Origin of the sequence: Tissierella sp. (assembly GCF_052089545.1) — a bacterium.
Taxonomy (GTDB): Bacteria; Bacillota; Clostridia; order Tissierellales; family Tissierellaceae; genus Tissierella_A.
This window is the reverse complement of the sequence record NZ_JBQDAA010000051.1, coordinates 1-13,301: the sequence shown is the minus strand read 5'-3', so window position 1 is coordinate 13,301 and position 13,301 is coordinate 1. Positions and strand designations below refer to the sequence as shown.

The 13,301-nt window shown below is 30.9% G+C and carries 13 protein-coding genes; 4 read left to right on the top strand and 9 right to left on the bottom strand.

Features of this window, described 5'->3' with window-relative positions; translation table 11 throughout:
- Positions 1-266: 266 nt before the first annotated feature.
- Positions 267-1,673, bottom strand: a complete 1,407-nt coding sequence (locus tag ACTHW2_RS05570) for an aldehyde dehydrogenase family protein (protein WP_442262983.1) — start codon at positions 1,671-1,673, stop codon at positions 267-269.
- Positions 1,674-1,695: 22 nt separating this feature from the next.
- Positions 1,696-2,919, bottom strand: a complete 1,224-nt coding sequence (gene glyA / locus ACTHW2_RS05565; RefSeq protein ID WP_442262982.1) for a serine hydroxymethyltransferase — start codon at positions 2,917-2,919, stop codon at positions 1,696-1,698.
- Positions 2,920-3,089: 170 nt separating this feature from the next.
- Here glyA and ACTHW2_RS05560 point away from each other — a divergent pair, with 170 nt between their 5' ends.
- Both ACTHW2_RS05560 and ACTHW2_RS05555 read left to right on the top strand, forming a co-directional pair.
- The gene (locus ACTHW2_RS05560; protein WP_442262981.1) at positions 3,090-3,329 is read left to right on the top strand and encodes a glutaredoxin domain-containing protein; all 240 of its coding nucleotides are present in this window, start codon (positions 3,090-3,092) and stop codon (positions 3,327-3,329) included.
- Positions 3,330-3,468: 139 nt separating this feature from the next.
- Positions 3,469-4,461 (top strand): potassium channel family protein, encoded by a 993-nt coding sequence (locus ACTHW2_RS05555; RefSeq protein ID WP_442262980.1) that lies wholly within the window; start codon positions 3,469-3,471, stop codon positions 4,459-4,461.
- 70 nt (positions 4,462-4,531) lie between these two features.
- Here ACTHW2_RS05555 and ACTHW2_RS05550 read toward each other — a convergent pair whose 3' ends face one another.
- From ACTHW2_RS05550 to ACTHW2_RS05540, 3 genes are all read right to left on the bottom strand, one after another.
- Complete coding sequence (locus ACTHW2_RS05550) at positions 4,532-4,693, bottom strand: DUF1328 domain-containing protein (protein WP_442262979.1); 162 nt, start codon at positions 4,691-4,693, stop codon at positions 4,532-4,534.
- Between the two features lie 124 nt (positions 4,694-4,817).
- Positions 4,818-5,588, bottom strand: coding sequence for an NAD(+) synthase (gene nadE, locus ACTHW2_RS05545; RefSeq protein WP_442262978.1), 771 nt, complete (start codon positions 5,586-5,588; stop codon positions 4,818-4,820).
- Positions 5,589-6,101, bottom strand: coding sequence for an isochorismatase family protein (locus tag ACTHW2_RS05540; protein ID WP_442262977.1), 513 nt, complete (start codon positions 6,099-6,101; stop codon positions 5,589-5,591). It abuts the gene before it with no gap.
- A 249-nt stretch (positions 6,102-6,350) separates the two neighbouring features.
- Between ACTHW2_RS05540 and ACTHW2_RS05535 the strand changes: the two genes are divergently transcribed.
- Positions 6,351-7,667 (top strand): mechanosensitive ion channel, encoded by a 1,317-nt coding sequence (locus tag ACTHW2_RS05535; RefSeq protein ID WP_442262976.1) that lies wholly within the window; start codon positions 6,351-6,353, stop codon positions 7,665-7,667.
- A gap of 57 nt (positions 7,668-7,724) precedes the next feature.
- On the opposite strand, the gene ACTHW2_RS05530 is transcribed toward ACTHW2_RS05535, so the two are convergent.
- From ACTHW2_RS05530 to ACTHW2_RS05515, 4 genes are all read right to left on the bottom strand, one after another.
- The gene (locus tag ACTHW2_RS05530) at positions 7,725-8,963 is read right to left on the bottom strand and encodes a peptidoglycan DD-metalloendopeptidase family protein (RefSeq protein ID WP_442262975.1); all 1,239 of its coding nucleotides are present in this window, start codon (positions 8,961-8,963) and stop codon (positions 7,725-7,727) included.
- 183 nt (positions 8,964-9,146) lie between these two features.
- Positions 9,147-10,022 (bottom strand): diacylglycerol/lipid kinase family protein, encoded by an 876-nt coding sequence (locus ACTHW2_RS05525; protein WP_442262974.1) that lies wholly within the window; start codon positions 10,020-10,022, stop codon positions 9,147-9,149.
- A 9-nt stretch (positions 10,023-10,031) separates the two neighbouring features.
- Positions 10,032-10,553, bottom strand: coding sequence for a DUF4446 family protein (locus tag ACTHW2_RS05520; RefSeq protein ID WP_442262973.1), 522 nt, complete (start codon positions 10,551-10,553; stop codon positions 10,032-10,034).
- Positions 10,554-10,563: 10 nt separating this feature from the next.
- On the bottom strand, positions 10,564-11,706 hold the full coding sequence (locus tag ACTHW2_RS05515; RefSeq protein ID WP_442262972.1) for an aminotransferase class V-fold PLP-dependent enzyme: 1,143 nt from the start codon (positions 11,704-11,706) through the stop codon (positions 10,564-10,566).
- A 186-nt stretch (positions 11,707-11,892) separates the two neighbouring features.
- On the opposite strand from ACTHW2_RS05515, the gene ACTHW2_RS05510 reads away from it, so the two are divergent.
- A complete protein-coding gene (locus ACTHW2_RS05510; protein WP_442262971.1) occupies positions 11,893-13,293 on the top strand; it encodes a peptide ABC transporter substrate-binding protein in 1,401 nt (466 codons plus the stop codon).
- The last annotated feature ends 8 nt before the right edge of the window (positions 13,294-13,301 follow it).

Genomic DNA, 13,301 nt, shown 5'->3' with positions numbered 1-13,301 from the left:
TTAGTAGCTATGAGCTATTGAGATACATTATTAAATTATTGTGAATAATTCAGGAAAAACTATATATATCAAGGTAAATATGGGAAATTTATGGTATTTTTAAGTTTTTGTTCAGTTTTTGTTCCATATTGACATAAAGGATTCTTAGTTTTTTCTATTAAATACCATATTTGGATTATTTAGTGGCTAAATGAATAAGGGTGAAGATTTTAATCTCCACCCTTTTGTTCTTATTTATTTACTTATATTTTCTTATCTTTATTTTTTTAGTTATATATAGTCTTAGTTTCTAAAAATTCTTCGAAGCCTTCTACTGCGCCTTCTCTTCCTATACCTGACTTTTTATATCCTCCGAATGGAGCGTTCATATCCCATTCGCCTTCGTTGACACTTATTGCACCTGCGTCTATTTTTGTTGCTACTTTGTTTGCCTCTTCTTTAGGTCCAAATACAGCTGCTGCTAGGCCGTATTCTGTATCATTTGCTATCTCTATAGCGTCTTCTTCTGTGTCGTAAGCTATAATAGTTAGGACTGGTCCAAATATTTCTTCTTGGGCTATTTTCATGCTATTGTCTACATCTGTAAATACTGTAGGAAGTATATAGTATCCTTTTTGGGGATCTTTTGGATCTTCACCTACTATTCTTTTAGCTCCTTCTTCTAGGCCTATTTCTATATATTTTTTAACCTTATCATATTGTTTTTTAGAAGAAAGGGGTCCTATATCTACTGTCTTATCTTTAGGATCTCCTACTGTATATTCTTTAGACTGTTTTTTTACTATTTCTTCTATTTTTTCCTTGTCTTCTTTTGGAACCAATAGTCTAGTAAAGGCGTTACAAGTTTGCCCTGAGTTTAAAAATACTGTGTCTAGGGCGGATTTTACAGCAAGTTCATAGTCTCCACCTTTTAAAGCTAGGGCTGGGGACTTACCTCCTAGTTCTAGGACAAGTTTTTTAACTCCATCTATTGCAAGTTTACCTACTTCACGTCCTCCAGATGTGGATCCTGTAAATGATACCATATCTACGTCTTTGTTTGATGATAGTGCGTTTCCTACTTCTGCCCCCTTACCACTAACAAGGTTAAATACTCCTTTTGGAAGTCCAGCCTTATCTATATAGTCTGTTAGGAGATAGGCTGTTAGAGGTGTTGTCTGGCTTGGTTTTAATACTACTGTGTTTCCAGCTAAGATTGCTGGGAATACTTTTTTAACTATTTGCTCTAATGGGAAGTTCCAAGGTGTTAAACATCCTATAACTCCTATTGGCTCTCTTCTAACTATAGATTTTGGACGTTTTATTTGGAACTCATAGTCTTTAGCTATTTTAAGAAAGTTTTCTGCTTCATCAGTATAGTCCTTTATATGAGTTTCTTTTGAGAACTCATATCCTGCACCTAGTTCTTCTACTACAGTTTCTGCCATTTTTTCTAGGTTTTCTCTCATGGATTTTACTACCTTTTCCATGATGGATATTCTTTTTTCCATGTCAGTATCCTTCCAAGTTTTAAAAGCTTCTTTGGCAGCCTTTACTGCTTTTTCTACATCTTTTGCATTTCCTCTTGGAACTTTTGCTATTATTTCTTTATTAGCTGGGTTTTCTACTTCTATAAATTTACCACTGTCGCCATCTATCCATTGACCGTTAATATAAAGTTTTTCAAAATCCATTCTTAACTCCCCCTTAAGTTTTTTAAAATGAATATTCTAATCCTATATATTTTCTACTAAAGCTTTCTATATCAGCCTTAAGTGTATCCTTATCTTCTTTATCTATTAAAGCTCTTTTAAAGAAGCTTGCTATCTCTTTCATCTGATCTTCTTTCATACCGTGTCTTGTTACCTCTGGTGTACCTACTCTTATTTCTGGGCTAGAGCCTGAAAAATCGTCAGAGCAAAGTATGTTAAAGTCTTCTAAATATTTAGCTGGAGCTGAGTCTGTAAATTCTCCTAGTCCTACAAGTATTAAATGGGTATCAGTATAGCCCCTATCTTTTCCAAAAACTTGGAAGCCTTCCTTATCTAATGCCTTTGCTAGTGCTCTGGAGTTTTTAATTATTTGTTTTCCATATTCCTGACCATATTTTTTTATTTCAATTATGGAAGCTGCAAGTGCTGGTAGTCTATTTAAGTGATGACTAGTTACTAGGGAAGGTGAAAGTGTATTTCCAACCTTTTCTATAAGTTCCTTGTCATTACTTACTACAAAGCCTCCTTGTGGTCCAGGGAAGGACTTGTGGGTACTTCCAAACATTATGTCTGCACCTTTTTCTAGAGGATTTTGGAAGACTCCTGCTCCTATAAGGCCTGTTACATGTGAGGCGTCATAGGCTATAAGTGTGCCTAGCTCTTTTGCTATAGGGCTTAGCTCTTCTACTGGTTCTTCAAAGAGTGTTCCTGAGCCTCCAAATATAACTAGTTTGGGTTTTCTTTCTTTTACTTGTTTTATTAGTTTTTCAGTGTCTACTGCTCTATTTTTATCAAACTCCATGTATTCTACATTTATCGTTTCGTCAAATTGTCTAACTTCACACATTGGACCAACTAGGCCATGGCCCCAGTCTTTTAAACTTACTTCTATGACCAAATCACCTGGCTGTAGAAGTCCTAAAACTACTCCCATACCAGCCATATGGCCCCCTATTGGTCTAAGGTCTACGTATTTAGCTTTAAATAGATCTTTTACAAGTTCTTGGGTTTCCATTTCAAATTCATGGATATATTTGTTCCCTGTATATTCCCTATCTTTTGGATCTTCGGTTGAATAACAGCCGTATCTATTTCCAAATTCTGACGATAGGTAACTTCTAACCTTTTCACTTGCAAAGTTTTCAGAAGCTATAAGGTTTAAACAGCCCTCCCTGTAGTTTTTATGTTTTTTAAGTAAATTATCAATTTCTCTTGTAGACTCTAACATTAACAAATCCCCCTTATCTTTTTTCTAAATATTTACTCAATTACAATTATAGCACTCATATTATAGTCATTCAATAAGATATATTTCTTATTTTATTATAAGCTGTTTAATTCTTTTATTATTGGTAATATATAGAATATAGAGACAATTAAGATATGGGGGGATTTGTTTTGGATACAAAATTTGAACTTTACACCTGGAGTCACTGTCCATTTTGTCAAAATGCCAAAAGGCTTTTAGACAGAAAAGGATATAAGTATGTTGAACATGTAATTGATGATGATGATGACAAAAGACAAGAACTTATAAAGTCAAGTGGCCAAAGTACAGTACCATATATTTATTTAGATGGTGTTCTAATTGGCGGATTTGATGATTTAAGGTTCTTAGAAGAGCAAGGAAAAATATAAGATTCATAAAGAAGGCTTTAGGGCCTTCTTTTTTTATTGTCTTTAAAGGCTCTATAAATAATATATATTATTTATTTGTTTTTTTATAATTTTTTATTTATGTGTGATATAATAGTAAAAAATTAGTCGAGGAGTTTTTATGGAAAATAAAAGAAATTTAGGATTTATATCTGTACTTCTAATATCACTTCTTCTTACAGGTACTATAGGTTATAAAATACTTCTTGAAGTAAACCTTCTTGATGCTCTTTATATGACAGTTATAACTATATCAACTGTGGGTTATGCTGAGATTGCTCAAATGGATGTTGAGGCCAAGATCTTTTCTATATTCCTTATATTTACAAGTCTTGGTACTGTAGGTTATTTATTTTCTAGTATAGTTAGTTCACTTTTAGAGGGAGACTTAAAAATTGCTTGGAGGAAAAAAAGAATGGAAAGAGATATTTCAAAACTTGAAAACCATTATATAATATGTGGAGCAGGTGAAACGGGCATAAATGCTATCAAACAGTTCCAAAAAACTAATTCTGAATTTGTAGTTATAGAAAAAAACGAAGAAAAAACAAAGGAATTAGTTGAAGAAAATATACTTGTCATCCAAGGTGATTCAACTCATGATATCATACTTGAAAGGGCTAGGGTTTCACATGCAAAGGGTCTTATATCTACTCTTCCTAGTGATGCTGACAATGTATATACAGTTTTAACTGCTAGGTCTAAAAATAGCGACCTATATATAGTTTCTCGTGCAATTGAAAAAAATGCAGATGAAAAGCTTAAAAGAGCAGGAGCTGACAATACTATATCACCAAACGAGATAGGTGGCAGCAGGATGGCTGCATTGATCTTAAGGCCTACAGTTATATCTTTTCTAGATGTGATGACCCATGCGGGCGATGTGGTCCTTGATTTGGAAGATGTAGTAGTAACAGAGGATTCTTCTATTAGAGGAAAGACTTTAATGGATGTTAAGATACCTGAAAAAACAGGTCTTATAATTCTGGCTATTAGAAAGGGAAAGGATGATAAGTGGATCTTTAATCCAAATTCTAGTGAAGTGCTTAAAGTAGGAGATGTTATGGTAGTACTTGGTACTGAAAACCAGGTTGAGGAGTTAAGAAAGCTATAAAAATATATGTAATAGACATGTAAAAACACTAGAATTCTTCTAGTGTTTTTGTTTTTAGCATATATATTTTTTAGACACTTCTTCTTCCTGTTATTAATGATATTACAAACAATATTAGGAAAATATAAAATAGTATTTTAGCTATTCCTGCTGCACTTGCTACTATACCACCAAATCCAAATATTGCTGCAACGATTGCTATTATTAAAAATATAACTGACCATTTTAACATTTTATTTTCCTCCCATTAAATTTATAGTAAAACTTAATTTCTTATAAATTATTTTTAACATAAAGTTTATTTTATTATTATTTATTGTTAAAATACCCTCTTAAAATCATTGTAATCATATTTCTTATATATTTACAGGAAAATCATTTTCAAAGATAGGTATGGGTTTAAATTTAAATGATGTGTATTTATGCATCCTGTCTATCTTTTCTTTTACTTTTAAGTCATCAATTTGACCACTTCTTATATATTTATTTAAAGTATCATAGCTAAAACCTAGAACATCTTCATCTGTCTTCCCTGTTAATCCATCTGCTGGCGGCTTTACTATAAACTTTTCTGGCAAGTTTAAATATCTTCCTATCTGGATTACTTCATCTGAAGTAAAGTTTCCAAGGGGTGAAAAAGCTCCAGTATTGTCTCCATAAACAGTTGTATAACCTATCCACTTTTCAGAAAGATTTCCTGTATGTACTACCCTACTATCATTTATTGATTGAGATATTGCATAAAGAATAGTCATACGGATTCTAGGTGGTAAGTTTATAGAGGTATCCTTAGAAACCCCAGGAATGATATCCTCAGAAAGTCCTTCCAATGATTGTATATATTCTTTAAACATGTCATCTATTGGGATTGTTACATTTTTTATATCTAAAAACTTGCATAGTTCATAGGCAAAATCAATATCTGCTTGCTCACCCTTTGGCATAAGTAGACCCAATACATTTTCTTTTCCAAGGGCACGAGCTCCAAGGGCTGCTACTACTGAACTATCTTTTCCTCCTGAAATTCCAAGGAGTATTCTTTTACCACCATTATTTTTCATTTGAAGTCTTATCCATTCTGTAAGATCAGCTACTGTTTTTTCTAACTCGCCTTTTTCCAAGTTCATTTATACTACCTCCATTTTTAATCTTTGCATTATCTCTAATGCATTTTTATGTAAGTTAAGTTTATTGCTAGTACAAAGGGATGAATCTATCATAATATTTGAATCAGGAAACATGTTTTGTATTATAATTGCATTTGAAAGAACACAAACTTCTGTCTCTACTCCTACTATTTCTATATTTAAAGATCCATCTTCATGCAAATATTTTTCCTTTAACATACTTGCCTTTTCTGGTGTTATACCATAGTATATCTTTTTTAAGTATATATGTGATTGTAAATGTTTTTTTAAAGGTGTATATATACCCTGCCCCCAAGCTTTCCCTTCTTCACTCCTCTTATCATCATTCATATCTCCATGTATATTTAAAGTATAAAAGATTTCTTCTTCCTTTTTCTCGTATTTTTTTATTTTTTCTATTATCCCTGGAATTAATTTATCTGAGTCTTTTACTGGCATTTTCCCATTTTTTTGATCTATAAAATCATTTTGCATATCAATGACAAATAACATAAATATCCCTCCTGATTTATTTATATTATATACTATTTTGTCATTTTAAATTATTAAAATAGATGTAAATTTTTTTATTTTTTTTTTACTTTATCATTTTAGCAATATATTCCCAATAAGAAGCTAAATTAAACAATTTAAAAAATATGACAAATATTAGCAAATAATGTGTTTGATAAGATATTCTCGGGTATTAGATGATTACAGAAGCAGTTACAAATAAAAAAACAAAAATTAGGAGGAAGAAAAATGTATGAATTAGAACTTATATTTGAAGATATACTTTTATATATCCCCAATATTATAAAAGCTTTAATTTTATTTTTAATAGCTTGGGGAGTAGCAGTTCTTATTAAAAATTTATTAACAAAATTATTATTAAAAATGAACTTACAAGATCACCTAGCTAAAAGAAGTGATAGTGGTGATCCGGTATCTGGAAAGGAAAAGGTTAAAAGCATTGCTCAAATAGCTTATTTTTTAGTGTTTTTACTCTTTATTCCAAGCATACTAGACGCACTTGATATGCAATCTGTATCAGCTCCTATTTCTAATATGATGAACAATCTTCTTGGATTTATTCCAAGGTTAATTGGAGCAGGTATTGTTATATTTATAGGTTATTTTTTAGCTAAGATAATTAGGGATTTGACCTTTAGCTTTTTGAAAACTATAAATATTGATAAATGGTACAATAAAATTAGTCCCAATCTTTCTACAAGTAGTGTAGACCAAGAACAAAAAATGACACTTGCAGATGTATTATCTAAAGTAGTCTTTGGAATAGTTTTAATACCTGTTATAACAATGGCTCTTGAAGCACTTAAGATTAGAACTCTTACTGAGCCTATACTTGTAGTCTTAAATAAAGTAATGCTAATGATTCCAAATATATTTGTTGCCATTCTTTTAATTGTTTTAGGATATTATCTAGCTAACTTTGTATCTCAAATTTTAGAACAATTATTAGCCCGAATGGGTATTGAAAGGGTATATTCTTGGATAGAAGAAAAAAGTGATGGAGATCTTCCAAGCTTTAATCTTTCTAAAATAATTGGAAATATAGTTAAAGCTTTGATTATTCTTTTTATAACTGTAGAAGCTTTAAGTGTACTACAACTAGATGTATTAAATACTATTGGTTATAGTATTATTGGATATCTACCACTTATAGTTAGTGGTCTTATAATAATAGGACTTGGTCTTGTTGGTGGGTACTTTGTTGAAGGTCTTATAAACAAATATGCAAGGAGTCCTTTTACTGCAGCTATAGCAAAATATATAATAATTATATTTTCAGTATTTATGACCTTAGAACAAATAAAATTTGCTTCATCTATAGTTAATATTGCCTTTCTTTTAATACTTGGTGGTTTATCTGTAGCATTTGCCCTTTCATTTGGACTTGGGGGAAGGGACTTTGCTAATAGGCAGCTTAAAAAGTTTGAAGAAAAGGTAGAAAATGAAAATAAATCTACTAAAGAAACTCATGAAAACTATGATAATTATAAGATGATTCAAGATTTGAATGATCCTGATATAACAAATGAAGAAAATAAAAAGTAAGACAAGTTTAGCTTTTAAATAAAAGTTTAAAATAAAATAGGGCCTAAAGGCCCTATTTTATTTTACATATTTAGATGGATTTTGATGAACTCCATTTTTTATAACTTCAAAGTGTACATGTGGTCCAGTAGATCTACCAGTGTTTCCTACCTTAGCAATTACTTGACCCTTGTGTACCTTTTGTCCAACACTAAAAAGAAGTTTACTACAGTGTGCATATCTAGTCTTATAACCATTTCCATGGTCTACTTCTATCATATTGCCATATGATCCCATAACTCCTGAAAATGTAATAGTTCCTCCATCTGACGATTGTATATCTGAACCGTGAGCTTTGGCTATATCTATACCTCTATGCATCCTTCCCCATCTTCTTCCAAATGGTGATGATAGTCTACCTCTAGTTGGCATTAAAAACGATCCTGTAGGTTCAGTTTTAGGTTTTTCTTTTGTTCCTTTTATTACTACTTGATCTATTGGTTCTTCTATTATTTCTTTATTTATAATTTTTTCTGTTACAAGTTTTCCATTATGTTTGATTTGTTTGGTAGTTATCTTTTCTTTTCCCTGCTGTCCTTCTACTTTTACTTCACTTTCTGTCTTATACATATTAGGATCTTCTTCTACTTCTATTTCATATTCTATGCTTTTTTCAGACTCTAACTCTTCTTTTGTAATTACTGTCATAAGTGGTTTAGTGTTTTTTATAGTTATTTCATCTGATATCTGAAGCTTTTTTTCATCTTTATCAGGGTTTAATTCCTTTAGATCTTCCCTATCTATATCATAAATCTTTGATATAGTAGAAAAGCTTTCTCCTACTTCTATTGTATGAGTCTTTAATTCTTCTCCACCTGTTTTTATGTATTCTATAACTTCTTCCTTCTTATCTATATCTTTTAAATAAACATCTTCTTTTATTATGTCAACATTTTCTTGTATTTCTATATCTTTTATGATTATATTTTCATCTTCATCTCTAGTATATTCTTCTTTAATTTCTTCTAAAACTTCTTCAATCTCTTTAGAATTTTTAAATGTTCCTATTTTATTTTCTTCTACTATCAAACTATATCCTACTAATTGTACATCTACTCTGCTTTCCAATATCTCTATAAAATTTGGATTGTCTTCTCTTAACTCCTCATCATTTACTTCACTTGTTTCATCTTTTGCTATGTATGTAGGTGTTTCACCTTTATTTTCTGCCGTCACTTTATAACCTGTAAAACCCATTCCAAGTATACATGTTATCATAAAGCTTGCTAGTATAGCTTTGACTTTTCTTTTGTGCATGATTGCCCTCCTATAAATCTAAAATTTAATATTTATTTGCTTGTAACATCTTTGTAACTTTTTTTGCAACATTTTAGATTATACCATAAAAAAAATAAATAACAAGAAAAAACAACTTTTTATATAAATAGTTATTTTATCATTGTTATTTTATCTCTTTTTTTTATATTTATTCATTTTTATTTAAGGAATTAAAACTTTAAGTTTTTCCTCTGATAGGGAAAACTCTATTTCCTTTCCTCCAAAAAATAATTCTCCATCTAAATTCATATATAAGTCCTCTTGGCAAATAATTTTAATTTTTTTAGATTTAAATGTTTCTACATATTTTTTATGTCTTATATGAGTCCCTTTAAATATTTCAGGAAATATTGTTGCTATTCTTAAATTGCTTAGGTCTTTAACTAGGGTACTGTGAAGGTATCCATCATTTATTTTTGCATTTGGAACCATTTGAAGTCCTCCACCGTAAAATTTACCACTACCTGTACCAAATAAAACTAAATTTTCATCAAATTTTTTATCATCTATTTCAATTGAAACTTTTATCTTTTTAAATTTTAAAAGTGTTTTAAATATAGAAATTATATATGCAAATCTTCCTTTTATATATTTTTTTATCTTTTCAAAACCTTTAATAACTTCCACATCTAAACCTATGCCGCCAATATTTAAAAACTTATATCCATTTGCAAGTCCCACATCTATCTTTATAGTTTTTCCATTTATTATAGTTTTTATTGAGTCTAAGTAATCTTTCTTAATATCTAAACTTTTTATAAAGTCATTTCCTGTTCCTCCAGGAATTATACCTAAGCTTCCATATCCTCTTTTTATAATACCTCTAGCTACCTCTGTAACAGTACCATCACCACCTACGGCTATTACTGTGTCTATCTTGCTTTCATAAGCAATTTTTGTTGCTTCTTTGGGATTTTTAGTTAAAATAATTTGAAAACTTTTATTATATTTTTCCATTTGTTCTTCTATTATAGCCTTAATATCCCTTGCCTTACCCCCACCTGCTACTGGGTTTATAATAAAAAGTAATTCCTCCATATTTTCCTCCTAGGCATTCTCCATTTGTGAGTCTAGGGCCCTATCTACAGCTATAATTTCTTCTGCTGAAAGTTTCCTATTGCCTATGCCATCTTTTATTTCCTTTGCATAATTCATATTGTTTTTCCTACCATAGATATTTGTAATTACAAATCCATTTTTAAGCTTATCAAGGAGTGCTATTGAGTAACTCATCTCGTTTCCCATTCCATCAAATGCATTATATCTTATAAATCCTATGTTTTGTACTGTAAAGTTTAGCTGATTATCAATTTCTTCTAAATCAAGTTTCAAAGTGTTTACCTTGCCATTTAAATCATTTACATAATTTTGAAGATATATTATAAGTTCTTCTAAGTTTTCTCCATCAAAGTTTCTAACTAATGAATTATATCTATCTAATATTTTTCTATTTTTATGATTTGAAACTAAAAATGCTATTAAAAGAATTAAAAAGCCAATATATAAAAATATAATAAATTCTGCCATATAATCTATTACAAATTCTCTAATAATATATAAATATTCCATCTTCCTTACCTTATACCTCCTTTGAAATTTCTTTTAATGCATTTATTGCCTGATCTACTTCTTTTTTACTATTAAATATACCAAAAGAAAATCTGACCACTCCTTGATCGAGAGTTCCTATAGTTTTATGTGCAAGTGGTGCGCAGTGAAGTCCAGATCTTACTCCTATGTCATATTCTTCATCTAAGATATAAGCAATTTCTGAAGAGTCTATATCTTTCATATTTAATGCAACAACTGCAGCCCTTTTTTTAATATCCATTGGGCCATATATCTTTATTCCTTCTATATCCTTTATTCCATCTAAAAAATATTTAGTAAGTTCTTCTTCGTGTTTTCTTATATTTTCTATTCCCTTATTATTTATATACTTTATTCCTGCTCCAAGTCCTACTATACCAGGGCTATTTAGTGTACCACTTTCATATCCATCTGGCATGGTGTCAGGTTGAATTAATGACTCTGAGGCGCTTCCTGTTCCTCCTTGATATATTCTTTCTATTTTTAATCCTTCCCTTATATACAGTCCTCCTGTCCCCAGAGGTCCAAGTAGGCCTTTATGACCTGGAAAAGCTAGAAGACTTATATTCATCTTGTCAACATCTATATCGTAAACACCAGCTGATTGAGCTGCATCCACCATATAGAGTATTTTCTTATCCTTGGCAATCTTTCCAATCTCTTTTACAGGAAGAATAGTACCTGTTAAGTTGGATATATGGGTTGTAACTATAAGTTTTGTATTTTTTCTTATAGCCATCTTTATATCTTCAGGATCTATTTCTCCTTTAGAATTTGCCTGGATTATTGTATTTTCTATTCCTTTTTTTTCTAGATATTTAATAGGTCTTAAAACTGAATTGTGTTCCATAGTAGTTGTTATGACATGATCACCAGCTTTTAAAATTCCTTTTATACCTAAGTTTAAGCTTTCCGTTGCATTAAATGTAAAAACCATGTTCATAGGATTTTTTATATTAAAAAATCCTGCAAGTAAGTTTCTAGTTTCAAAAATACCTCTATTAGCTCTTAGGCTCATTTTGTGACCTGATCTTCCTGGATTTGCACCATATTCCTTCATAGCTTCCATGACAGATTCATAGACACTATCAGGCTTTGGAAATGTCGTAGCCGCATTATCAAAATAAATCATCTTATCCCTCCATTTTACATATTACATTATATCATATTTATAATCTACTTATAATCATAGTTTTTTAAATTTATTGTCTTATTTTTATCAATTTAGTCTTATTTATAGACCTTGAATTTATCTCGTCAATGTGGTAAAATAGTTGAAAGAATTTAATATTCTTACAATTATTGGAGGGGGTAAATTATGAGAAAGAAATTTTTAATATTTTTAAGCCTTATGCTTGTAGTTTCTATGCTTGTAGTTGGTTGTGTTCCAGATTCTGATGAGCCAGCTGATGGAGATGAGCAAACAGAAGATGAAGCAACTGAAAATGGCGAAGATACTAATGACGGAGAGAAAATCTTAAGAACTAACAACGCTAGTGAACCAGGTTCTTTAGACCCTGCACTTGCACAAGGAACTCATGAGTCTTGGGTACTAAACCATACTTTTGAAGGTCTTATGAAACTTGATGAAGATGGGGAAGTAGTAGAAGGAATGGCTGAAAGTTATGAGTTAGCAGATGATGATGTAACTTACACATTTACACTTCGTGATGATATTAAATGGTCAAATGGTGACCCTGTTACGGCGGAAGACTTTGAATTTTCTTGGAAAAGAGCTTTAGATGCTGATCTAGCAGCAGATTATGCTTTCCAACTTTTTTATATAAAAGGTGCGGAAGAATATAATACGGGTGAAGGTTCAAGAGATGACGTTATGGTTACTGCAAAAGATGAAAAAACTCTTGAAGTAGTACTCGATTCACCAACAGGATACTTTTTAGAGCTTACAGCATTTTACACTTATTTCCCTGTTAATAAAGCTGTGGTAGAAGACAATTCAGATTGGGCTAATGATGCTGAAACTCACGTATCTAATGGACCTTTCAATTTAACAGAATGGGTACATGATGCTAGTATTAAAGTAAGAAAAAATGATAACTATTATGATAATGAAAGTATAAATCTTGATGGTATAGACTTCACTATACTTGAAGAAGCAAGTACTACTTGGCAAGGTTATGAAGGTGGAGAATATGACCTCTTAGTAGATGTTCCACAAGCTATTACAGCAGAGATGGTAGAAGAAGACAATGATGAACTTAAAATTGGTAAAATGGTAGGAACTTATTATTACAATCTTAATCCAGAAACAAAACCATTTAACAATCCTAAAGTTAGAAAAGGTCTTGCTTTGACAATTGACCGTGAAACTATAACAAGTAAAATCACACAAGGTGGACAAATTCCAGCTGAAGGTGTAGTTCCGTTTGGTATCATGGATGAAGATGGAACTGAATATAGAGATAAGGTTGATAAAGCAGTTGACTTTGATGTTGAAGAAGGTAAGAAGTTATTTGAAGAAGGATTAGAAGAAGAAGGAATGACCCCAGAAGATATGAAAGAAATAGTTCTTCTTTATAATACAGATGAAGGACACAAGAAAATTGCTCAAGCTGTTCAAGATATGTGGAAGCAAAATTTAGGAATTGAAATTCAACTTGAAAACGTAGATTTTAATGTTAAACTTGATAGAGAAAAAAGTGGAGACTATGATATGGATTGTCAACCTTTTTCAGCACACTTTTTTCTCGGACATTAATATTCCAT

What these genes read in the sequence shown, in the direction of transcription:
- ACTHW2_RS05525 (WP_442262974.1), bottom strand. Translation starts at nt 10,022, where the DNA reads ATGGAGGAATTACTTTTTATTATAAACCCAGTAGCAGGTGGGGGTAAG.
- ACTHW2_RS05550 (WP_442262979.1), bottom strand. Translation starts at nt 4,693, where the DNA reads ATGTTAAAATGGTCAGTTATATTTTTAATAATAGCAATCGTTGCAGCA.
- ACTHW2_RS05535 (WP_442262976.1), top strand. Translation starts at nt 6,351, where the DNA reads ATGTATGAATTAGAACTTATATTTGAAGATATACTTTTATATATCCCC.
- ACTHW2_RS05520 (WP_442262973.1), bottom strand. Translation starts at nt 10,553, where the DNA reads ATGGAATATTTATATATTATTAGAGAATTTGTAATAGATTATATGGCA.
- ACTHW2_RS05540 (WP_442262977.1), bottom strand. Translation starts at nt 6,101, where the DNA reads ATGTTATTTGTCATTGATATGCAAAATGATTTTATAGATCAAAAAAAT.
- ACTHW2_RS05555 (WP_442262980.1), top strand. Translation starts at nt 3,469, where the DNA reads ATGGAAAATAAAAGAAATTTAGGATTTATATCTGTACTTCTAATATCA.
- ACTHW2_RS05530 (WP_442262975.1), bottom strand. Translation starts at nt 8,963, where the DNA reads ATGCACAAAAGAAAAGTCAAAGCTATACTAGCAAGCTTTATGATAACA.
- ACTHW2_RS05570 (WP_442262983.1), bottom strand. Translation starts at nt 1,673, where the DNA reads ATGGATTTTGAAAAACTTTATATTAACGGTCAATGGATAGATGGCGAC.
- nadE (WP_442262978.1), bottom strand. Translation starts at nt 5,588, where the DNA reads ATGAACTTGGAAAAAGGCGAGTTAGAAAAAACAGTAGCTGATCTTACA.
- glyA (WP_442262982.1), bottom strand. Translation starts at nt 2,919, where the DNA reads ATGTTAGAGTCTACAAGAGAAATTGATAATTTACTTAAAAAACATAAA.
- ACTHW2_RS05510 (WP_442262971.1), top strand. Translation starts at nt 11,893, where the DNA reads ATGAGAAAGAAATTTTTAATATTTTTAAGCCTTATGCTTGTAGTTTCT.
- ACTHW2_RS05515 (WP_442262972.1), bottom strand. Translation starts at nt 11,706, where the DNA reads ATGATTTATTTTGATAATGCGGCTACGACATTTCCAAAGCCTGATAGT.